This window comes from Enterobacter hormaechei subsp. hoffmannii, assembly GCF_001729745.1.
GTDB lineage: Bacteria > Pseudomonadota > Gammaproteobacteria > Enterobacterales > Enterobacteriaceae > Enterobacter > Enterobacter intestinihominis.
This window is the reverse complement of sequence record NZ_CP017186.1, coordinates 3,244,277-3,265,475: the sequence shown is the minus strand read 5'-3', so window position 1 is coordinate 3,265,475 and position 21,199 is coordinate 3,244,277. Positions and strand designations below refer to the sequence as shown.

Here is a 21,199-nt window from a genome sequence, read left to right as displayed (position 1 = left end):
GGATTATGTCTCTCGTTTATGATAATATGCCCGAATATTCTTCAGACACTGAATCCAGACATCTAAAAATTATGCTGCAAAACATTCGAATCGTGCTGGTCGAAACATCGCACACCGGCAACATGGGCTCTGTGGCCCGCGCTATGAAAACCATGGGCTTAACGAACCTGTGGCTGGTTAATCCGCTGGTGAAACCAGACTCTCAGGCTATTGCGCTGGCGGCCGGCGCCAGCGACGTGATCGGGAATGCACAGATTGTGGACACCCTGGACGAAGCCCTGGCCGGTTGCAGTCTGGTGGTGGGGACCAGCGCGCGCTCCCGTACGCTGCCCTGGCCGATGCTGGACCCGCGCGAATGCGGCCTGAAAAGTATCTCAGAAGCGGAACAGGCGCCGGTTGCGCTGGTGTTTGGTCGTGAACGCGTTGGCCTGACCAACGAGGAACTACAGAAGTGTCACTACCACGTGGCGATTGCCGCAAACCCGGAATACAGCTCGCTGAACCTGGCGATGGCGGTGCAGGTGATTGCCTACGAAGTACGCATGGCATGGCTGGCGACGCAGGAGAAACCGGTCGAACCTAAAGAAGAGACGGCCTACCCGCTGGTGGACGATCTGGAGCGCTTCTACGGCCACCTGGAGCAGACGCTGCTCTCTACCGGCTTTATCCGTGAAGGCCATCCAGGGCAGGTGATGAACAAGCTGCGCCGTATGTTCACCCGGGCGCGCCCGGAAAGCCAGGAGCTGAACATCCTGCGCGGGATCCTGGCGTCGATTGAGCAGAAGAATAAAGAGTAGTGCCGTGTGTTCGCCGGGTGGCGCTTCGCTTACCCGGCCTACAAAGCCCGTAGGCCCGTGCAAGCGCAGCGCCGCCGGGCAAAAAATACGGCACAGAAGGTTAAATACCTGACTAAAACAGTCAAGTAAATAGTTGACCAATTTAGTCAGGAATGTCAGACTTGGCCCTGCTATGCAATACCCCCATTTTACAATAAAAAACCCCGGGCAGGGGCGAGTTTGAGGTTAAGTAAGACATGAGACTGACATCTAAAGGGCGTTATGCCGTGACCGCGATGCTGGACGTTGCGCTCAACTCCGAAGCGGGCCCGGTTCCGTTGGCTGATATTTCTGAACGACAGGGGATCTCCCTCTCTTATCTGGAACAGCTGTTCTCCAGACTGCGTAAAAATGGACTGGTGTCCAGCGTTCGTGGCCCGGGCGGCGGTTATCTGCTGGGTAAAGACGCGGGCAGTATTGCGGTTGGCGAAGTGATTAGCGCAGTTGACGAATCCGTTGACGCGACCCGTTGCCAGGGCAAAGGCGGCTGTCAGGGCGGCGATAAATGCCTGACCCACGCGCTGTGGCGCGATCTGAGCGACCGTCTGACCGGCTTCCTGAATAACATCACCCTGGGTGAGCTGGTTAATAACCAGGAAGTTCTGGATGTTTCTGGTCGTCAGCACAGTCAGGATTCACAACGCAGCACCCGCACGCAGGACGCCATCGACGTTAAACTGCGCGCGTAATTAAAAAGATAAGTATTCAGAATCAGGCCGGGGTGGTCACACCCCGCGTACTCGGTCGTACATCCAGCCGGTTGCCTGATTCCTTGCATTGAAGCGATGTACGGAGTTTATAGAGCAATGAAATTACCGATTTATCTCGACTACTCCGCAACCACGCCGGTGGACCCGCGTGTTGCCGAGAAAATGATGCAGTGTCTGACCCTGGACGGAAACTTTGGTAACCCAGCTTCCCGTTCACACCGTTTTGGCTGGCATGCTGAAGAGGCGGTTGATATCGCCCGTAATCAGATTGCTGACCTGGTCGGTGCCGACCCGCGTGAAATTGTTTTCACCTCCGGTGCGACCGAATCCGACAACCTGGCGATCAAAGGTGCAGCCAACTTTTATCAGAAAAAAGGCAAGCACATCATCACCAGCAAAACCGAACACAAAGCCGTGCTGGACACCTGCCGTCAGCTGGAGCGTGAAGGGTTCGAAGTGACTTACCTGGCGCCGCAGAGCAACGGGATCATCGACCTGAAAGAGCTCGAAGCGGCGATGCGTGATGACACCATTCTGGTTTCCATCATGCACGTTAACAACGAAATCGGTGTTGTGCAGGACATCGCCACCATCGGCGAAATGTGCCGTGCGCGCGGCATCATCTACCACGTGGATGCGACCCAGAGCGTGGGCAAACTGCCTATTGACCTGAGCCAGCTGAAAGTGGACCTGATGTCCTTCTCCGGTCACAAAATCTATGGCCCGAAAGGCATCGGCGCGCTGTACGTTCGTCGTAAGCCACGTATCCGCATCGAAGCACAGATGCACGGCGGCGGTCACGAGCGCGGCATGCGTTCCGGTACTTTGCCTGTTCACCAGATCGTGGGGATGGGCGAAGCGTATCGCATCGCGAAAGAAGAGATGGAAAGCGAGATGGCACGCCTGCGTACGCTGCGTAACCGTCTTTGGGACGGCGTGAAGGATATGGAAGAAGTCTATCTGAACGGCGATCTCGAGCAGGGCGCGCCGAACATCCTCAACGTCAGCTTCAACTATGTTGAAGGCGAGTCGCTGATCATGGCGCTGAAAGACCTGGCCGTTTCTTCCGGTTCTGCCTGTACGTCTGCAAGCCTGGAGCCATCCTACGTGCTGCGTGCGCTGGGCATGACTGACGAGCTGGCGCACAGCTCTATCCGTTTCTCTTTAGGTCGTTTCACTACCGAAGAAGAGATTGACTACACCATCAAACTGGTTCGTAACTCCATCGGCCGTCTGCGCGACCTTTCTCCACTGTGGGAAATGTTCAAGCAGGGCGTGGATCTGAACAGCATTGAATGGTCACATCACTAATCGGTACATAAGGAGAATTCAATCATGGCATACAGCGAAAAAGTTATCGATCATTACGAGAACCCGCGCAACGTTGGCTCTTTTGACAACAGCGACGAATCTGTCGGTAGCGGTATGGTTGGCGCGCCAGCGTGTGGCGACGTGATGAAGTTGCAGATTAAAGTCAACAATGAAGGTATCATTGAAGACGCGCGCTTCAAGACCTACGGCTGCGGTTCTGCTATCGCCTCCAGCTCCCTGGTCACCGAGTGGGTGAAGGGCAAGTCTCTGGACGAAGCACAGGCAATCAAAAACACGGACATTGCTGAAGAACTCGAACTGCCGCCGGTGAAAATTCACTGTTCAATTCTGGCAGAAGACGCGATCAAAGCCGCCATTGCGGATTACAAAAGCAAACGTGAAGCAAAATAATTGAGGTTTGAGTATGTCGATTACCCTTAGCGACAGCGCTGCCGCGCGAGTAAGCTCTTTTCTGGCGAACCGTGGTAAAGGCTTTGGCCTGCGACTGGGCGTACGTACCTCCGGCTGTTCTGGTATGGCTTACGTACTGGAGTTTGTTGACGAACCGGCGTCTGATGACACCGTGTTTGAAGACAAGGGCGTGAAGGTGGTGGTCGATGGCAAAAGCCTGCAATTTCTCAACGGCACTCAGCTGGACTTTGTAAAAGAAGGCCTGAACGAAGGGTTCAAATTTACGAACCCGAACGTCAAAGACGAGTGTGGTTGCGGCGAAAGCTTCCACGTTTAACCGCGTTCCGCTGTTATACCGATTAATTCGTGTTGCAGAAAGGCGGCAAGCGAGTGAATCCCCGGGAGCTTACTTAAGTAAGTGACTGGGGTGAACGAGCGCAGACAACGCATCTGCAGCGCGAAGTAAGAAGGTATAACCCCACCGTGGCTTTGCTGCGCGTGGGGTTTGTTCTAACAGGCTACCCCTGAGATTGTTATGGATTACTTCACTCTCTTCGGACTACCCGCTCAATACCCGATTGATCTCCAGGCGCTGACGATCCGTTTTCAGGATCTCCAGCGTCAGTACCATCCGGATAAATTCGCCAGCGGGACGCAGGCAGAGCAGCTGGCTGCGGTATCACACTCCGCAACCATCAACCAGGCCTGGCAAACGCTGCGTCATCCGCTGGCGCGTGCAGAATATCTGCTCTCGCTCCACGGTTTTGATCTGGCGAGCGAACAGCATACCGTGCGCGACACCGCGTTTCTGATGGAGCAGCTGGAGCTTCGCGAAGAGCTGGATGAAATTGAACAGGCTAAAGACGAAGCGCGTCTGGAACGTTTTCTCCAGCGCGTAAAGGGCATGTTCGATACCCGCCATCAGCAGATGGTTGAGCAACTGAACAACGAGACCTGGGATGTGGCGGCAGACACTGTGCGCAAACTCCGTTTTCTCGATAAACTGCGAAGCAGTGCTGAACAACTCGAAGAAAAGCTGCTCGATTTTTAATTTCGGAAGCAATTATGGCCTTATTACAAATTAGTGAGCCAGGCTTTAGCGCCGCACCGCACCAGCGTCGTCTGGCGGTCGGTATTGACCTGGGCACCACCAATTCTCTCGTGGCGACCGTGCGTAGCGGCCAGGCGGAAACGCTGGCTGACGAGCAGGGCCGCCATCTGCTGCCTTCCGTGGTCCACTACCAGCAGCAGGGTCACGCTGTCGGCTTTGATGCCCGCGCCAATGCCGCGCGCGATCCGGCTAACACCATCAGCTCGGTTAAGCGCATGATGGGCCGCTCGCTGGCGGATATCCAGACCCGTTATCCGCATCTGCCGTACCAGTTACAGGCCAGCGAAAACGGCCTGCCGATGATTGCGACATCTGCCGGTCTGCTGAACCCGATTCGTGTTTCCGCTGACATCCTCAAAGCGCTGGCGGCGCGCGCGACGGCGACGCTCGGTGGCGATCTGGACGGCGTGGTAATCACCGTTCCGGCCTACTTCGACGATGCACAACGTCAGGGCACCAAAGACGCCGCGCGTCTGGCGGGCCTGCACGTGCTGCGTCTGCTGAACGAACCGACAGCGGCAGCCATTGCCTACGGCCTCGATTCCGGTCAGGAAGGGGTGATTGCGGTTTACGATCTCGGCGGCGGGACGTTTGATATCTCTATCCTGCGCTTAAGCCGCGGTGTGTTCGAAGTGCTGGCCACCGGCGGGGATTCCGCGCTCGGCGGCGATGACTTCGACCATCTGCTGGCGGACTACATCCGCGAGCAGGCGGGCATCAGCGATCGCAGCGATGCGCGCGTCCAGCGTGAACTGCTGGATGCGGCCATCGACGCCAAAATCGCCCTGAGCGATGCGCAGTCCGTCAGCGTGAACGTCGCAGGCTGGCAGGGTGAGATCACCCGCGACCAGTTCAGCGAACTGATTGCGCCTCTGGTTAAGCGTACCCTACTGGCCTGCCGTCGCGCATTGAAAGATGCGGGCGTTGAGGCTAACGAGGTGCTGGAAGTGGTCATGGTTGGCGGCTCAACCCGCGTGCCGCTGGTACGTGAGCGCGTAGGGGAATTCTTTGGCCGCACGCCGCTGACCTCTATCGACCCGGACAAAGTGGTTGCCGTGGGTGCCGCTATCCAGGCCGATATCCTGGTCGGCAACAAGCCGGACAGCGAAATGCTGCTGCTGGACGTCATCCCGCTGTCTCTGGGTTTAGAAACCATGGGCGGCCTGGTGGAGAAAGTTATTCCCCGTAACACCACCATTCCGGTGGCGCGCGCGCAGGAGTTTACGACCTTCAAAGACGGCCAGACCGCGATGTCCATCCACGTGATGCAGGGCGAGCGCGAGCTGGTGCAGGACTGCCGCTCTCTGGCGCGCTTTGCGCTGCGCGGAATTCCGGCGCTGCCGGCGGGCGGGGCGCATATTCGCGTCACCTTCCAGGTGGATGCGGACGGTCTCCTGAGCGTGACGGCGATGGAAAAATCCACCGGCGTCGAATCGTCCATTCAGGTGAAGCCGTCCTACGGCCTGACCGATGGCGAAATCGCCTCCATGATTCAGGACTCAATGAGCTACGCCGAGCAGGATGTGAAGGCGCGTATGCTGGCGGAACAAAAAGTGGAAGCCGCACGCGTGCTGGAAAGCCTGAACGGCGCGCTCGCTGCCGACGCCGCGCTGTTAAGCGCCGCTGAGCGCCAGGTGATTGACGAGGCTGCCGCGCGCTTAAGCGCCGTGGCCGAAGGCAATGACGCTGACGCAATAGAAGAAGCCATTAAAAACGTTGATAAACAAACCCAGGACTTCGCTGCTCGCCGCATGGACAAATCTGTCCGCGTCGCGCTGAAAGGCCAGTCCGTGGACGAGGTTTAATATGCCAAAGATTGTTATTTTGCCTCATGCGGACCTCTGTCCGGATGGCGCTGTTCTGGAAGCGAAGACCGGTGAAACCATTCTCGATGTAGCCCTGCGTGCAGGTATCGAAGTGGAACACGCCTGTGAAAAATCCTGTGCCTGCACCACCTGCCACTGCATCGTGCGTGAAGGTTTTGATTCTCTCGCCGAGAGCACCGAAGACGAAGACGACATGCTGGATAAAGCATGGGGTCTGGAGCCAGACAGCCGCTTAAGCTGCCAGGCGGCGGTGACCGATGAAGATCTGGTCGTGGAATTCCCACGCTACACCATCAACCACGCACGCGAGCATTAATATGGGACTGAAGTGGACTGACAGCCGTGAAATCGGCGAAGCGCTCTACGACGCGAACCCGGATCTCGATCCGAAGACCGTACGATTCACCGACATGCATCAGTGGATCTGCGATTTAGAGGATTTTGACGACGATCCAAACGCATCCAATGAAAAAATTCTGGAGGCGATTCTGTTAGTCTGGTTAGATGAAGCAGAGTAAATCACTTAACGGGCTGCCTTCAGGCGGCCCGTTTGCTAATAAGGACAAATAAAATGACCGAAGCGATGAAGATTACACTCTCCACGCAGCCAGCCGACGCACGCTGGGGCGAGAAAGCCACCTGGAGCATCAATAACGACGGTATTACCCTGCACCTGACGGGTAACGATGATTTGGGCCTGATCCAGCGCGCCGCGCGTAAAATTGACGGCCTGGGCATTAAGCATGTCACTCTGGCTGGCGAAGGCTGGGACACAGACCGCAGCTGGGCTTTCTGGGCGGGTTACAAAGGCCCGAAAGGCACCCGTAAAATTGAGTGGGCGAACCTCGATGAAGCCGGTCAGAAAGAGCTGGAAAGCCGCCTGAAAATTATCGACTGGGTGCGCGACACCATCAACGCCCCGGCGGAAGAGTTGGGGCCTGAGCAGCTGGCGCAGCGCGCGGTTGACCTGCTGTGCGGCGTGGCGGACGACAAGATGTCCTACCGCATCACCAAAGGTGAAGACCTGCGCGAACAAAATTACATGGGTATCCACACCGTGGGTCGTGGCTCCGAGCGTCCTCCGGTCCTGCTGGCGCTGGATTACAACCCAACCGGCGATAAAGAAGCGCCGGTCTTTGCCTGTCTGGTCGGGAAAGGTATCACCTTCGATACCGGCGGTTACAGCCTTAAGCAGAGCGCGTTCATGGACTCCATGAAGTCCGACATGGGTGGCGCGGCGACCATTACCGGCGCGCTGGCGTTCGCCATCACCCGTGGTCTGAACAAGCGCGTGAAGCTCTACCTGTGCTGCGCGGATAACATGGTGAGTGGCAACGCCTTCAAGCTGGGCGACATCATTCGCTACCGCAACGGTAAAAATGTTGAGGTGATGAACACCGATGCCGAAGGCCGTCTGGTGCTGGCCGATGGCCTGATCGACGCCTCTGCGCAGAAGCCGGAGCTGATTATCGACATGGCGACCCTGACCGGCGCGGCGAAAACTGCCCTTGGCAACGATTACCATGCGCTGTTCAGCTTCGACGACAAGCTGGCCGCTCGCCTGCTGGCCAGCGCGGCGGCGGAAAACGAGCCGTTCTGGCGTCTGCCGCTGGCCGAGTTCCACCGCAGCCAGCTGCCGTCTAACTTCGCCGAGCTGAACAACACCGCGAGCGCGGCGTACCCGGCGGGAGCCAGCACAGCAGCAGGCTTCCTGTCTCACTTCGTTGAGAACTACCATGAAGGCTGGCTGCACATTGACTGCTCCGCAACCTACCGTAAAGCGGCGGTTGAGCAGTGGTCAGCAGGCGCAACCGGTCTGGGTGTGCGTACCGTGGCGAACCTGCTGACGGCTGAGTGATCTTTTTTGCCGGGTGGCGCTACGCTTACCCGGCCTACAAAACCCGTAGGCCCGTGCAAGCGTAGCGCCGCCGGGCAATTGTGAAGTAGCCAAACTATGTCAGAAACCAAAAACGAATTAGAAACCCTGCTGGAGCAGGCGGCGACCGAGCCCGCCCACCGTCCGGCCTTTTTCCGCACGCTGCTGGAATCCACCGTCTGGGTGCCGGGCACCGCCGCGGAAGGGGAGCAGGTTGTCGAAGACAGCGCCCTGGATCTGCTGCACTGGGAGAAAGACGACGGCACGTCGGTGATCCCGTTCTTTACCTCGCTCGAGGCTTTGCAGGAAGCGGTAGAAGACGAACAGGCGTTCGTGGTGATGCCGGTGCGCACGCTGTTCGAAATGACCCTGGGGCAGACGCTGTTCCTCAACGCCAAACTGCCGACCGGGAAAGAGTTCACTCCACGTGAAATCAGCCATCTGATTGGTGACGAGGGCAACCCGCTCAGCACCCAGGAGGTGCTGGAAGGGGGCGAAACGCTGCTGCTGTCTGAAGTGGCCGAGCCGCCCGCGCAGATGATTGACTCCCTGACCACGCTGTTTAAAACCATCAAGCCGGTAAAACGCGCGTTTCTCTGCTCTATCAAAGAGAGCGCTGACGAAAAGCCTGTTCTGCTGATAGGGATTGAGGCCGACGGCGATATCGACGAGATCATCCAGGCAGCGGGAAGCGTGGCAACCGACACCCTGCCGGGCGATGAGCCGATTGATATCTGTCAGGTGAAGAAAGGTGAGCAGGGCATCAGCCACTTTATTACCGAGCACATCACCCCGTTCTACGAGCGTCGCTGGGGCGGCTTCCTGCGCGATCTCAAGACCAACCGCATTATCTGATTACGGCGGGGTGACCTTCACCCCGTTGCTTCCAGCAACAGTAAATCCATCAGCAGCACCAGATTCGACTCAAACGACGTCACCCCTGCGGCTTCGGCGGCGAAATGTACCGCTTCGTCATAGAGGGCAAAATGCACGTCGGCCATACCTGCCAGCGTATTGGCCGACGCGCGGGTAAACGCGACGATCGTCATGCCGACGTTTTTGGCGATCCGCGCTTTATCCAGCACCTGCTCCGTTTCGCCGCTGCGCGAAACGGCAATAAATACCTGATAGCGTGCGGCGTTGCTGAGAAAAATATTCCGGCTGTCCCCCGGTCCGGAGATGAACGCGGTTTTTCCCAGCACCTGCAACTTCTTGGTCAGGTACTCGGCAAAAAGATATGAAAACCCGGCGCCGTAGAGAAAGAAGCTCTCTTTCTGGCGCAGCAGGCTGGCAAACTGCTGGCGTTTGTCCTGGGTAACCCACTGGAAGGTCTGCTGATAGTTGGCAATAAACCGGGCAAAAAGCGCGGGCATTTCTGCATGTTGCGCAGACTGTACGGTGATCCGCGGCGTGTCAGAAAGCAGCTGCTTGCAGTGCCAGATAAACTCGCTAAATCCGCTGAAGCCCAGCTTCTGGCACAGCCGCATAATCGTCGCGGTGGAAACAAATGTCGCCAGCGCCAGCTCGCGCACCGTGATATTGCCCACCAGCAGCGGATGCTCAGTGAGGTGGGCGAGGACGCGATACTCCGCGCGGGTCAGTGACGACCCGCGTGTTAACAGCGTTGCCAGGCGGTTATCCATTATTTCGCCGGTTCTACCGGCAGATCGTCCCGTGCACCCCATTCACTCCAGGCGCCGTCATACAGCGTCACGTCATTCGCGCCAAGGGTTGCCAGCGCCAGGATTACCACGCAGGCCGTCACGCCGGAGCCGCAGCTGGCAATAACCGGACGATGCAAATCCACGCCCTGACGTTCAAAAATGGCACGCAATTCATCGGTGGTTTTCAGCTCGCCTTCAAACACCAGATCGCCCCACGGCACGTTCAGCGCCCCCGGGATATGTCCGCGCTTCAGCCCCGGACGCGGCTCATCCGCTTCAGCGTTGAAGCGTGGAGCGGGACGCGCATCGACGATTTGGGCCGTGTTTTCGTGGCTCACGACCAGAACGTCGGTCAGGCGCTTGACCACGTGTGCGTCAAACGTGGCATCAAATTCCCCTTCCGGCAGCGTGACGTCACCCTGCTGAAGCGGGAGTTCGTCGCGCTTCCAGCCCGCAAGCCCGCCCGCCAGAATCGACACTTTTTCCACGCCGAAGTTTTTCAGCATCCACCACGCCCGCGGGGCGGAGAAGAGGTTACCCTCATCGTAAACAACGAGGTGTTTGTCTTTGCTGATGCCGAGCTCGCGCATCGCCACGGAAAACGCTTCCGGACGAGGCAGCATGTGCGGCAGGGGAGAGGTGTGATCGGAGAGGGCTTCGATATCGAAAAAAACCGCGCCAGGCAGGTGCCCTGCGCGATATTCAGCGGGAACGTCACGATGCTCCTGGCCCGGAGGGGCCATGCGCGCGTCGATAATCTGAACTTCCGGGTCGTCGCCGTGCTCAATCAGCCAGTCGGCGGCGACAAAATATGAGGTGGACATGGTTGCCTCCATTCTTTTCCGTAAAAAAGGATTGTCGGTGTTTTTTCTGACACCGACAAGTTAACCACGTTCAACTCGCGAGCAAGCCCCTATTTTTTCACCGCTTCACCGTCCTGCCATGCCTTTTGCAGCGCTGGCCAGTAGTCGCGGTTGGCTTCGATCATCTCATCCAGAATCGCTTTTGCGTGCTCCATGGTCGGCACGGTGCGGTTCAGGGTGAACGCCTGAAGTGCTTTCTCATAGCTGCCTTCGATGGTCGCCTCAACCAGCAGCTGTTCAGAGGCCAACTGCTGCTGTAAAAGCGTCTGGTGGAACAGCGGCACCCGACCCACGCGGACGGGCTCTGGTCCTTCGGAGGTAATATAGGCAGGCACTTCCACCACCGCATCATAAGGCAGGTTGGTAATCGCCCCGCGGTTTTCGACCATCACCAGGTGACGCTGGCGCAGGTTGAATGCCAGCGAGCAGGCGACATCGACGATAAACTCACCGTGGACACCTACGTGGAAAGCATCCGGTAAAATTCCAGTGCGCTGGTACTCTTCGGCAGCGGCGAAGAGTTTTTTCTCACGTCCGTTCATCACTTCGTTGGCACGGGTATAGTCCGGGTTCTGATGCTCCACAATCTGGTTCGGCATCAGGTAGTACTGTAGATACGGGTTCGGCAGGTACTCCGGGAAGTTATCCATAATCGGCTTGATGTTGCGCCAGGTTTTCACCCACGACGGATCCGAGTGCTGCGGGTCGGTTTTTGCCGCATCTTCCGTCAGCAGGCCAAACTTCGCGATATGTTTACGCAGCTCCGGTAATTTGTCCTCGCCGTCCACCAGCACGCGGGTAAACCAGCCGAAGTGGTTGAGGCCAAAATAGTCCACCTCCAGTTTATGACGGTCCACGCCCAGAATGGCGCCCATATTGCGCATCGCGGCGACAGGCATATCGCAGATGTTCAGCACGCGTGCGTTGGGGCGCAGGCGACGCACGCCCTCAGCGACGATCGCCGCCGGGTTGGAGTAGTTTACGATCCACGCTTTCTCGTGCGCGTAGCGTTCCACCCGATCGATCAGCTCTACCATCGGCAGGATCGTACGCAGGCCATATGCCAGCCCGCCGGGTCCGCAGGTTTCCTGGCCGACCACTCCGTGGCGCAGCGGAATTTTTTCATCCTGCTCGCGCATTTTGTACTGTCCGACGCGCATCTGAGCAAAAACAAAATGCGCACCGCTGAAGGCCACCTCCGGATCGCTGGTGACGGTGAATTTTATGCTCTGGCTGTGGTCGCGAATGACCTTTTCCACTACGGGCGCAATGGTGTTCTGGCGCGCCTCGTCGATGTCATACAGGCGAATCTCTGCCAGGGGGAAATCGTGCAGGCGTACCATCAGGCTTTTCACTATACCTGGCGTGTAGGTGCTGCCGCCGCCGGCAATCGACAGAATGAATGGGGGGGTTAACATCTTTAGCTCCTTTCAGAGAAACGTCTCAACGGCTTCTCGCATTTTTTTGACATGCAGCCCGTAGACCACCTGAACGTTGTTACCTTGTTTGATAATCCCTTTCGCGCCGGTCGCTTTCAGGCGCGGTTCGTCGATGATGGCGACGTCCTTCACCGTGACGCGTAAGCGGGTATAGCAGTTATCAACCACCTGAATGTTTTCCCGACCGCCCAGACCGACGACGATCGATTCGCCCAGCCCGTCGTTATTTCCCTTCGCCTGGTATTCCTGTTTGCTGTAGAGGCGCGTCTCCCGATCGTCATCTTCACGACCGGGCGTTTTCATGTTGAAACGCAGGATCAGGAAGCGGAACACCACGAAATAAAGGGCGAACATGATCAGCCCGACCACGATGTACATGGGCCAGTTGGACTTTTCCGTGCCGAGCGGCAGGTTGTAGAGGATAAAATCGATAATTCCGTTGGCGCCGATGGCGTGAACGCCAAACAGGGTGAACAGCATCATGCCAATGCCGGTCAGCACCGCATGCACCACGAACAACAGCGGGGCGACAAACAGGAAAGAGAACTCGATCGGCTCGGTTACGCCGACCAGCAGCGAGGTCAGCGCCGCCGGGATCAGAATGGCTTTCGCAATCGCTTTACGCTCTGGCTTCGCGGTCATGTACATCGCCAGCGCGGCGGCGGGAAGGCCGAACATCTTGCTGATGCCGCGAGCATCCCACACCACGGTGCTGCTGAGCTGCTTCACGTCCGGGCAGGCCATCTCGGCGAAGTAGATATTGCGCGCGCCCTGGTAAGCCGTACCGCACACCTCCTGCGTACCGCCCAGTTCGGTATACAGGAACGGCGTATAGACCAGATGATGCAGGCCCGTCGGCACCAGAATGCGTTCAAGGAAACCGTAGATCGCCACCCCAAACGGACCGGACCCTTTGATCGCCAGCGCCAGGGCGCTTATTCCATGCTGTGCGTACGGCCAGAGTTCGCTCATGACCACGCCGAGCAGCATAGAGACTGGCAACATCACAATCGCGACAAAGCAGTGGCCGGAGTATATCGCCATCGCGCCGTTAAACTGGACACCGGAATATTTGTTGTACAGATAACCGGAGAGCGCCCCGGTCAGGATCCCGGCGAAAACGCCCATCTCCAGCACCTGGACGCCCAGAACCATGCTTTGTCCGGCGGCTTTCATCTGCTCCGCAGCGGCCAGTTCTCCCTGAAGCTGTAACGTCACGTTCATCGCGTTAATGAATACGATAAAGGTCACCAGCCCAATCAGCGCCGCGTAGCCTTTGTCTCGGGTTGCCAGGCCAATGGGGATCCCGACGGCAAACACCAGCGCCAGGTTGACCAGCACCGACACGGCAGATTTGGCGATCAACTGGCCGACACTCTGGATCAGCGGATGGCCGAGAAACGGCAGGTACTCGGCCAGATTGCCGTTACCCAGCACATTCCCAAAGGCGATAAACAGACCGACGATAGGTAAGATAAGTACAGGTCCGTAAAGTGATTTTCCGAAATTTTGTAGGGCGTTCACGGCTCGTTGCATGGCTTTCTCTCTTATTGAACCGCGCACTCGGGGTGCGTCATGGTCATAAAACTAGCAGGCATGATGCGAGCTTATCCAGCTATCTTCTTGTTTTAAAAACAAATGACGCGAAAGGTAACATGTTACGTTACGCTGTGTGATCGCGGTTCCACCCTCGCATGCGAGCGCGATGCCATTCTGCGAGGCGCTTTCCAGATTATAAAATTGGACTTTTTGTATTAACGAAACTTGCGGATAATACTTATCCGGACGACGACCAACAGGCCCCTCAGGCCAGGGACATAGGATGAAACCGTTTCGCTTAGCTGCGATCTCTCTCGCGCTGCTCACCACCTTTACGCTTGCCGGCTGTGATAACAGCGATGACAAACCTCAGGCCGCTGCCCCCGCAGCGTCTACTACATCAGAACAGAAAACCCCGGCAAAACCGGATCCTGAAAAGCTGGCTAAGCTGGCCGCGCAGAGTCAGGGTAAGGCGTTGACGCTGCTGGATGCCTCTGAAGTGCAACTCGACGGTGCTGCGACACTGGTTCTGACCTTCTCTGTACCGCTGGATCCCAGCCAGGATTTTGCGAAAACGGTGCATGTGGTGGATAAAAAAAGTGGCAAAGTGGACGGCGCCTGGGAACTGGCCTCCAATCTGAAAGAGCTGCGCCTGCGCCATCTGGAGCCGAATCGTAATCTGGTCGTCACCGTCGAGCGTAATTTGCTCGCGCTGAACAAAGCGACATTCGGCATTGACTATGAAAAAGCGATCACCACCCGGGATGTTGAACCGACGGTCGGATTCGCCAGCCGCGGATCGCTGCTGCCGGGTAAAGTGGTGGAAGGGTTGCCGGTGATGGCGCTCAACGTCAACAATGTGGACGTGAACTTCTACCGCGTTAAGCCGGAGTCGCTGGCCTCGTTTGTCAGCCAGTGGGAGTACCGTAACTCGCTGACCAACTGGGAATCTGACAACCTGCTGAAGATGGCGGAACTGGTCTACACCGGCCGTTTCGACCTCAACCCGGCGCGCAACACGCGTGAAAAACTGCTCCTGCCGCTCAAAGATATTAAGCCGCTCCAGCAGTCTGGCGTCTATATCGCCGTGATGAATCAGGCTGGTCACTATAACTACAGTAACGCCGCGACGCTCTTTACCTTAAGTGATATTGGGCTGTCCGCTCACCGTTATCATAACCGCCTGGACATCTTCACCCAGAGTCTTGAAAACGGTGCGGCGCAGTCAGGCGTGACCATTACCCTTCTGAACGATAAAGGGCAGACTCTGGCCGAGGCGAACAGCGACGCCGATGGTCATGCGAAACTGGAAACCGATAAAGAAGCCGCGCTGATCCTGGCCAGTAAAGATGGCCAGACCACGCTTCTTGATCTCAAACTTCCGGCGCTGGATCTGGCGGAGTTTGATATCGCCGGTAACCCGGGTTACAGCAAACAGTTCTTTATGTTTGGCCCGCGCGATCTCTATCGTCCGGGTGAAACGGTGATCCTTAACGGCCTGCTTCGCGACAGCGATGGCAAACCGCTTCCCGAGCAGCCGGTAAAACTTGACGTGCTGCGTCCGGACGGCCAGGTAGCGCGTACGGTCGTTGTGCAACCTGAGAACGGCCTTTATCGCTTCAACTATTCGCTTGATAGCGGCGCCCAGACCGGCATGTGGCATATTCGCGCCAATACGGGGGATAACCAGCAGCGCATGTGGGATTTCCACGTCGAAGATTTTATGCCTGAGCGTATGGCGCTGAATCTGACCGGGCAAAAAACGCCGGTTTCCCCGCAGGAGGATGTGGACTTTAACGTTGTGGGCTATTACCTGTATGGCGCGCCGGCTAACGGTAATTCTCTGCAAGGCCAGCTTTTCCTGCGTCCGCTACGTGACGCGGTGCCTGCACTGCCTGGCTTCCAGTTCGGTGATATTGCCGAGGAGAACCTGAGCCGCAGCCTGGATGAAGTGCAGCTTACGCTGGACGAACAGGGGCGCGGACAGGTTACCACCGAAAGCCAGTGGAAAGAGGTGCACTCGCCGCTGCAACTGATTTTGCAAGCCAGCCTGCTGGAATCAGGCGGGCGTCCGGTAACGCGACGCGCCGAGCAGGCTATCTGGCCTGCGGCTGAACTTCCGGGGATCCGCCCACAGTTCGCCAGCAAGGCCGTGTACGACTACCGCACCGATACCACCGTCAACCAGCCGATTGTCGATGAGAACGGCAACGCCAGCTTTGACATCGTCTATGCCGATGCCAGCGGGGCGAAAAAAGCGGTATCTGGTCTGCAGGTGCGTCTGGTCCGTGAGCGTCGCGACTATTTCTGGAACTGGTCCGAGAGCGAGGGCTGGCAGTCTCAGTTTGATCAAAAAGATCTCGTTGAGGGCGAGCAGGAACTTAACCTCAAGGCCGATGAAACCGGTAAAGTCACCTTCCCGGTGGAGTGGGGCTCATACCGTCTGGAAGTGAAAGCCCCTGATAACATGGTCAGCAGCGTGCGCTTCTGGGCGGGGTACAGCTGGCAGGATAACAGCGATGGCACGGGTGCTGCTCGCCCGGATCGTGTGACGCTGAAACTGGACAAGCCATCCTATCAGCCAGGCGATACCATCAACCTGCATATTGCAGCGCCGGCCGCAGGCAAGGGCTATGCAATGATCGAATCCAGCGAAGGGCCACTGTGGTGGAAAGAGATCGACGTACCGGTTAACGGTCTGGATCTCGCCATTCCGGTGGATAAGGCCTGGAAACGTCACGATCTCTACCTCAGCACGCTGGTGGTTCGTCCTGGCGATAAATCTAAATCCGCCACGCCAAAACGCGCGGTTGGTCTGCTGCATCTGCCAATGGGGGACGAAAATCGTCGCCTGAGCATCGCACTTGATAACCCACAAAAAATGCGTCCGAACCAGACGCTTTCTGTGAAAGTGAAAGCCAGCGTAAAAGAGGGGGCTGTGCCACAGAAGGTGAACGTGCTGGTCTCGGCTGTTGATAGCGGCGTGCTGAACATTACCGACTACGTCACGCCGGATCCGTGGGAAGCTTTCTTCGGTCAGAAGCGCTATGGCGCGGACATCTATGATGTTTATGGCCAGGTGATTGAAGGTCAGGGACGTTTGGCCGCACTGCGCTTTGGCGGAGACGGCGATGAACTGAAACGCGGCGGTAAGCCACCGGTGAACCATGTCACCATTATTGCTCAGCAGGCGCAGCCGGTTAGGCTTGATGCCAACGGTGAAGGCACCATCACGCTGCCGATTGGCGATTTTAACGGCGAACTGCGTCTGATGGCGCAGGCCTGGACGGAAGACGATTTCGGCAGCAGCGAAAACAAAATCATTGTGGCGGCTCCGATTATCACCGAGCTTAACACGCCGCGATTCCTCGCAAGTGGCGATACCTCTCGCCTGACGCTGGACCTGACCAACCTTACTGACCAGCCGCAAACGCTGAACATTGCGTTAACCGCAACCGGTAAGGTGTCGCTCGAAGGTGCTCAGCCAGAGCCGGTTAAGCTGCCGCCTGGCGCTCGTAGCACTCTGTTTATTCCGGTGCGCGCGCTGGAAGGCTATGGCGATGGTGAAGTAACTGCTCAGGTGACGGGGCTTCAGCTCCCTGGTGAGACGTTTGCGCCGCAGCAGAAGAGCTGGAAAATTGGTGTACGCCCCGCATTCCCGGCGCAAACGGTGAATACGGGCACGATGCTGAACCCTGGCGAATCCTGGAGCGCGCCAGCACAGCATATCGACGGTTTCTCGCCTGCCACGCTACAGGGACAGCTGTTGCTCAGCGGTAAACCACCTTTGAACCTGGCGCGCTACATTCGTGAACTTCAGGCCTATCCATACGGATGTCTTGAGCAGACCACCAGCGGCCTGTTCCCGTCCCTCTACACCAACGCGGCACAGCTTACGGCGTTGGGCATTAAAGGCGACACCGACGATAAACGCCGTGCGGCCATTGATATCGGCATCTCCCGTCTGCTGCAAATGCAGCGTGACGATGGCGGTTTTGCCTTGTGGGATAAAAACGGCCCGGAAGAGTACTGGCTGACCGCCTATGTTACGGACTTCCTGGTGCGGGCAGGGGAGCAGGGTTACAGCGTGCCTGCCGAGGCGGTGAATAACGCCAACAGCCGACTGCTGCGCTATTTACAGGATCCGGGGATGATGTCCATCCGCTACAGCGACGACACCCAGGCCAGCAAATTTGCTGTCCAGGCGTATGCTTCGCTGGTGCTGGCTCGTCAGCAAAAAGCGCCGCTCGGTGCATTGCGTGAAATCTGGGATCGCCACGCTCAGGCCGCTTCCGGGCTTCCGTTGATGCAGCTGGGCATGGCACTCAAACTGATGGGGGATACACCGCGCAGCCAGCAGGCGCTGGATCTGGCTCTCAAAACACCCCGTAACGACAGCCGAAACTGGATGGCGGATTACGGCAGCCAGCTGCGTGATAATGCCCTGATGCTCTCCCTGCTGGAAGAGTACAAGCTGCTGCCGGATGCGCAAAACAGGCTGTTGAACGCGTTATCTGAAGACGCGTTCAGCCAGCGCTGGCTGTCAACCCAGGAGAGCAATGCGCTGTTCCTGGCTGGACGTTCACTGCAAACCTTGTCAGGCGCGTGGCAGGCAACGACCACCCTCTCTGAACAGACCCAGAGCAGTGATAAAGCGCAGGTAGAAAACCTGAACGGCGACCAGCCTGGTGCCTTGCAGGTGACGAATACCGGCACGACGCCGCTGTGGGTACGACTGGACACTACTGGCTATCCGGAGTATGCGCCCCAGCCATCTTCTCACGTCTTGCAGATTGAACGTCATATCCTGTCGACAGACGGCAGCAGCAAGTCGCTCTCTTCACTTAAGAGCGGTGAGCTGGTTCTGGTGTGGCTGGAAGTGAAGGCCAGCCAGAACGTACCGGATGCGCTGGTGGTGGATCTGCTCCCGGCAGGTCTGGAGCTGGAAAACCAGAATCTGGCGAGCAGCAGCGCCAGCTTGCAGGACAGCGGCAGTGAAGTGCAAAACCTGCTGAATCAGATGCAACAGTCTGATATTCAGCACATGGAATTCCGCGACGATCGCTTTGTGGCCGCCGTGCCGGTCAATGAAGGTCAGCCGGTCACGCTGGTTTACCTGGCCCGTGCCGTTACGCCAGGAACCTACCAGGTGCCTGTTCCTATGGTCGAGTCCATGTATGTTCCGCAGTGGCGGGCAACGGGGGCGGCCAGTGGCCCGCTGATCGTTGTTCCGTAAGATGCAGATAGCACGCCTGATTCGCTCCCGCTGGCTGTGGCTTGCGGGAGCGCTTCTCTTTTCAGGGGGGCTGATTGTCGCCGCTGACCGCGTGTGGCCGTTGCCCCTGAAAGAGGTCAACCCTGCGCGAGTGGTGGTGGATGAGCAGGGTGTTCCGTTGTGGCGTTTTGCCGACAGCGAAGGCATCTGGCGCTATCCGGTTACCATTGAAGAGGTTTCCCCACGCTATCTTGAGGCGCTGATCCAGTATGAAGATCGCTGGTTCTGGGATCACCCTGGCGTCAATCCGCTTTCTGTACTGCGTGCCGCCTGGCAGGATCTCACCGCCGGGAGAGTGGTTTCTGGCGGGAGCACGCTTACCATGCAGGTGGCACGCCTGCTGGATCCGCATCCGCGTACCTTTGGCGGTAAAATTCGTCAGCTGTGGCGGGCGATGCAGCTGGAGTGGCATCTCTCCAAGCGTGAAATCCTGACGCTGTATCTCAACCGTGCCCCGTTTGGCGGCACGTTGCAGGGCGTGGGCGCGGCAAGCTGGACTTATCTTGGCAAACCGCCGTCTCAGCTGAGCTATTCCGACGCGGCGCTGCTGGCTGTACTGCCACAGGCACCCAGCCGTCTGCGCCCCGACCGCTGGCCGGAACGTGCCGAAGCGGCGCGGAACAAAGTGCTCGACCGCATGCTGACTCAGGGCGTCTGGTCTGAGAAGCAGGTGAAAGAGTCCCGTGAAGAGCCGGTCTGGCTGGCCCCACGGCAGATGCCGCAGCTGGCGCCGCTCTTTTCCCGCATGATGTTGAGTAAAAGCCGCGACACAAAAATAGTCACCACGCTGGATGCAGCTTTGCAACGACAGCTTGAAGAGCTGGCAATGAACTGGAAATCGCGCCTGCCTGCCCGCAGTTCGCTGGCGATGATCGTCGTGGATCATACATCCATGAAAGTGCGTGGCTGGGTAGGCTCGGTAGATATCAATGATGACAGTCGCTTTAGTCACGTGGATATGGTCAATGCGATCCGATCGCCGGGATCGGTCCTCAAGCCATTCATCTATGGCATGGCGCTGGACGATGGCCTGATCCATCCCGCTTCGTTATTACAGGATGTTCCAAGAAAAACGGGGGATTATCGCCCCGGCAACTTTGACAGCGGTTTCCATGGGCCGGTCAGCATGAGCGAAGCCCTGGTGCGTTCCCTCAACCTGCCTGCGGTGCAGGTACTGGAAGCGTACGGCCCAAAACGTTTTGCAGGCATGCTGAGCAACGCGGGATTACCGCTCATACTCCCCGCGGGGGCGCAGCCCAACCTCTCCCTGATCCTGGGGGGCGCAGGCGCACGCCTGGCTGATATCGCTGCCGCCTATAGTGCCTTTGCGCGTCAGGGTAAGGCGGGCCGGTTGCGTTTACAGCCGGGCGATCCGCTGATCGAACGTCCGCTGCTGTCGCAGGGGGCGGCGTGGATCATTCGTCGCATTCTCGCCAGTGAAGCACAGCCCCTGCCGGACAGTGCGCTGCCCCAGGTTGCGCCGCTGGCGTGGAAAACGGGCACCAGCTATGGCTACCGGGATGCCTGGGCCATCGGGCTGAACGCCCGGTATGTCATTGGAATCTGGACCGGACGTCCGGACGGCACGCCCGTTGCCGGGCAGTTTGGTTTCGCCAGCGCAGTTCCGCTCCTGAATCAGGTCAATAACATGCTTCAGTCCCGCTCGATGGTGGATGAAGCCCGTCTGCCGCGCGATCCGCGTCCTGCAAGCGTAGGACGGGGCGTGATTTGCTGGCCGGGGGGCCAGTCCCTGCCTGAAGGGAACGAAAACTGTCGGCGTCGGCTGTCAACCTGGCTGCTGGAAGGCAGTGAACCGCCTACGCTGCTGCTGCCGGAACAAGAGGGGATTCGCGGGATCCGTTTCCCGGTCTGGCTGGATAAAGAAGGCAAACGCGTCGCAGCGGATTGTCCTGATGCGACAGAAAAAGTGCTGGATGTCTGGCCGCTGCCTCTGGAGCCCTGGCTGCCTGCTGCCGAAAAACGGGCAGCTCGTCTCCCCGCCCGTTCAGCGGTTTGCCCTCCGCTGGATAACCATAATGCGGCGCCGCTGATGTTGTCAGGCGTCAGAGAAGGGGCGGTAATTAAACGTCTTCCGGGTGAGAAAAACATGACCCTGTTCGTTTCAACCAGCGGCGGGGAGGGGCAACGATGGTGGTTTTTGAATGGAGAACCGCTGGACGGACATCAGAAGAATTATTCACTGCAATTATATTTACCGGGTAAATATCAGTTAGTTGTATTAGATGAAACCGGACAAACGGCGACGGTCAATTTTGAGTTAGATCGCTAAGTGTTACTCCTCAAGAGTTAGCTTGATAATTATCAATATCCGTTCCTG

Annotated in this window: 17 protein-coding genes; 13 read left to right on the top strand and 4 right to left on the bottom strand. The window is 57.7% G+C overall.

Annotated elements, in window-relative coordinates; translation table 11 throughout:
• Window positions 1–71: 71 nt before the first annotated feature.
• From trmJ to sseB, 11 genes are all read left to right on the top strand, one after another.
• The gene (gene trmJ, locus BFV65_RS15230; protein WP_015572157.1) at window positions 72–797 is read left to right on the top strand and encodes a tRNA (cytosine(32)/uridine(32)-2'-O)-methyltransferase TrmJ; all 726 of its coding nucleotides are present in this window, start codon (window positions 72–74) and stop codon (window positions 795–797) included.
• A 236-nt stretch (window positions 798–1,033) separates the two neighbouring features.
• Entirely contained in the window at window positions 1,034–1,525 is a 492-nt protein-coding gene (gene iscR, locus BFV65_RS15225; RefSeq protein WP_003860665.1) for a Fe-S cluster assembly transcriptional regulator IscR, read from the top strand.
• A 117-nt stretch (window positions 1,526–1,642) separates the two neighbouring features.
• Entirely contained in the window at window positions 1,643–2,857 is a 1,215-nt protein-coding gene (gene iscS, locus BFV65_RS15220) for a cysteine desulfurase (protein WP_006176692.1), read from the top strand.
• Window positions 2,858–2,881: 24 nt separating this feature from the next.
• Complete coding sequence (gene iscU, locus BFV65_RS15215) at window positions 2,882–3,268, top strand: Fe-S cluster assembly scaffold IscU (protein ID WP_003860661.1); 387 nt, start codon at window positions 2,882–2,884, stop codon at window positions 3,266–3,268.
• 13 nt (window positions 3,269–3,281) lie between these two features.
• Entirely contained in the window at window positions 3,282–3,605 is a 324-nt protein-coding gene (iscA, locus tag BFV65_RS15210) for an iron-sulfur cluster assembly protein IscA (protein ID WP_003860659.1), read from the top strand.
• A gap of 198 nt (window positions 3,606–3,803) precedes the next feature.
• On the top strand, window positions 3,804–4,319 hold the full coding sequence (hscB, locus tag BFV65_RS15205; RefSeq protein WP_022649017.1) for a co-chaperone HscB: 516 nt from the start codon (window positions 3,804–3,806) through the stop codon (window positions 4,317–4,319).
• A gap of 14 nt (window positions 4,320–4,333) precedes the next feature.
• On the top strand, window positions 4,334–6,184 hold the full coding sequence (gene hscA, locus BFV65_RS15200; protein WP_069596819.1) for a Fe-S protein assembly chaperone HscA: 1,851 nt from the start codon (window positions 4,334–4,336) through the stop codon (window positions 6,182–6,184).
• Between the two features lies 1 nt (window position 6,185).
• Window positions 6,186–6,521 carry an ISC system 2Fe-2S type ferredoxin gene (fdx, locus tag BFV65_RS15195; protein ID WP_003860652.1) on the top strand — a complete coding sequence of 112 codons (336 nt, stop codon included), beginning with the start codon at window positions 6,186–6,188 and terminating at the stop codon, window positions 6,519–6,521.
• A gap of 1 nt (window position 6,522) precedes the next feature.
• The gene (gene iscX, locus BFV65_RS15190; RefSeq protein WP_003860650.1) at window positions 6,523–6,723 is read left to right on the top strand and encodes a Fe-S cluster assembly protein IscX; all 201 of its coding nucleotides are present in this window, start codon (window positions 6,523–6,525) and stop codon (window positions 6,721–6,723) included.
• A gap of 53 nt (window positions 6,724–6,776) precedes the next feature.
• Window positions 6,777–8,063: an aminopeptidase PepB gene (gene pepB, locus BFV65_RS15185; RefSeq protein ID WP_022649015.1), complete on the top strand. Its 1,287-nt coding sequence runs from the start codon at window positions 6,777–6,779 to the stop codon at window positions 8,061–8,063.
• A 96-nt stretch (window positions 8,064–8,159) separates the two neighbouring features.
• Window positions 8,160–8,936, top strand: coding sequence for an enhanced serine sensitivity protein SseB (gene sseB / locus BFV65_RS15180; RefSeq protein WP_032623766.1), 777 nt, complete (start codon window positions 8,160–8,162; stop codon window positions 8,934–8,936).
• A 17-nt stretch (window positions 8,937–8,953) separates the two neighbouring features.
• Here sseB and BFV65_RS15175 read toward each other — a convergent pair whose 3' ends face one another.
• From BFV65_RS15175 to BFV65_RS15160, 4 genes are all read right to left on the bottom strand, one after another.
• Entirely contained in the window at window positions 8,954–9,724 is a 771-nt protein-coding gene (locus tag BFV65_RS15175; RefSeq protein ID WP_023300717.1) for a MurR/RpiR family transcriptional regulator, read from the bottom strand.
• Complete coding sequence (gene sseA / locus BFV65_RS15170; RefSeq protein WP_023300716.1) at window positions 9,724–10,569, bottom strand: 3-mercaptopyruvate sulfurtransferase; 846 nt, start codon at window positions 10,567–10,569, stop codon at window positions 9,724–9,726. The genes BFV65_RS15175 and sseA overlap by 1 nt, the downstream gene beginning before the upstream one ends.
• An 89-nt stretch (window positions 10,570–10,658) precedes the next feature.
• On the bottom strand, window positions 10,659–12,026 hold the full coding sequence (locus BFV65_RS15165; RefSeq protein ID WP_058676978.1) for a 6-phospho-alpha-glucosidase: 1,368 nt from the start codon (window positions 12,024–12,026) through the stop codon (window positions 10,659–10,661).
• Window positions 12,027–12,038: 12 nt separating this feature from the next.
• A complete protein-coding gene (locus BFV65_RS15160; protein ID WP_032623770.1) occupies window positions 12,039–13,583 on the bottom strand; it encodes a PTS transporter subunit EIIC in 1,545 nt (514 codons plus the stop codon).
• A 286-nt stretch (window positions 13,584–13,869) separates the two neighbouring features.
• Between BFV65_RS15160 and BFV65_RS15155 the strand changes: the two genes are divergently transcribed.
• Together BFV65_RS15155 and pbpC are read left to right on the top strand one after the other, a co-directional pair.
• Entirely contained in the window at window positions 13,870–18,822 is a 4,953-nt protein-coding gene (locus BFV65_RS15155) for an alpha-2-macroglobulin family protein (RefSeq protein WP_069596818.1), read from the top strand.
• 1 nt (window position 18,823) lies between these two features.
• Window positions 18,824–21,151 carry a peptidoglycan glycosyltransferase PbpC gene (gene pbpC / locus BFV65_RS15150; RefSeq protein WP_069596817.1) on the top strand — a complete coding sequence of 776 codons (2,328 nt, stop codon included), beginning with the start codon at window positions 18,824–18,826 and terminating at the stop codon, window positions 21,149–21,151.
• The last annotated feature ends 48 nt before the right edge of the window (window positions 21,152–21,199 follow it).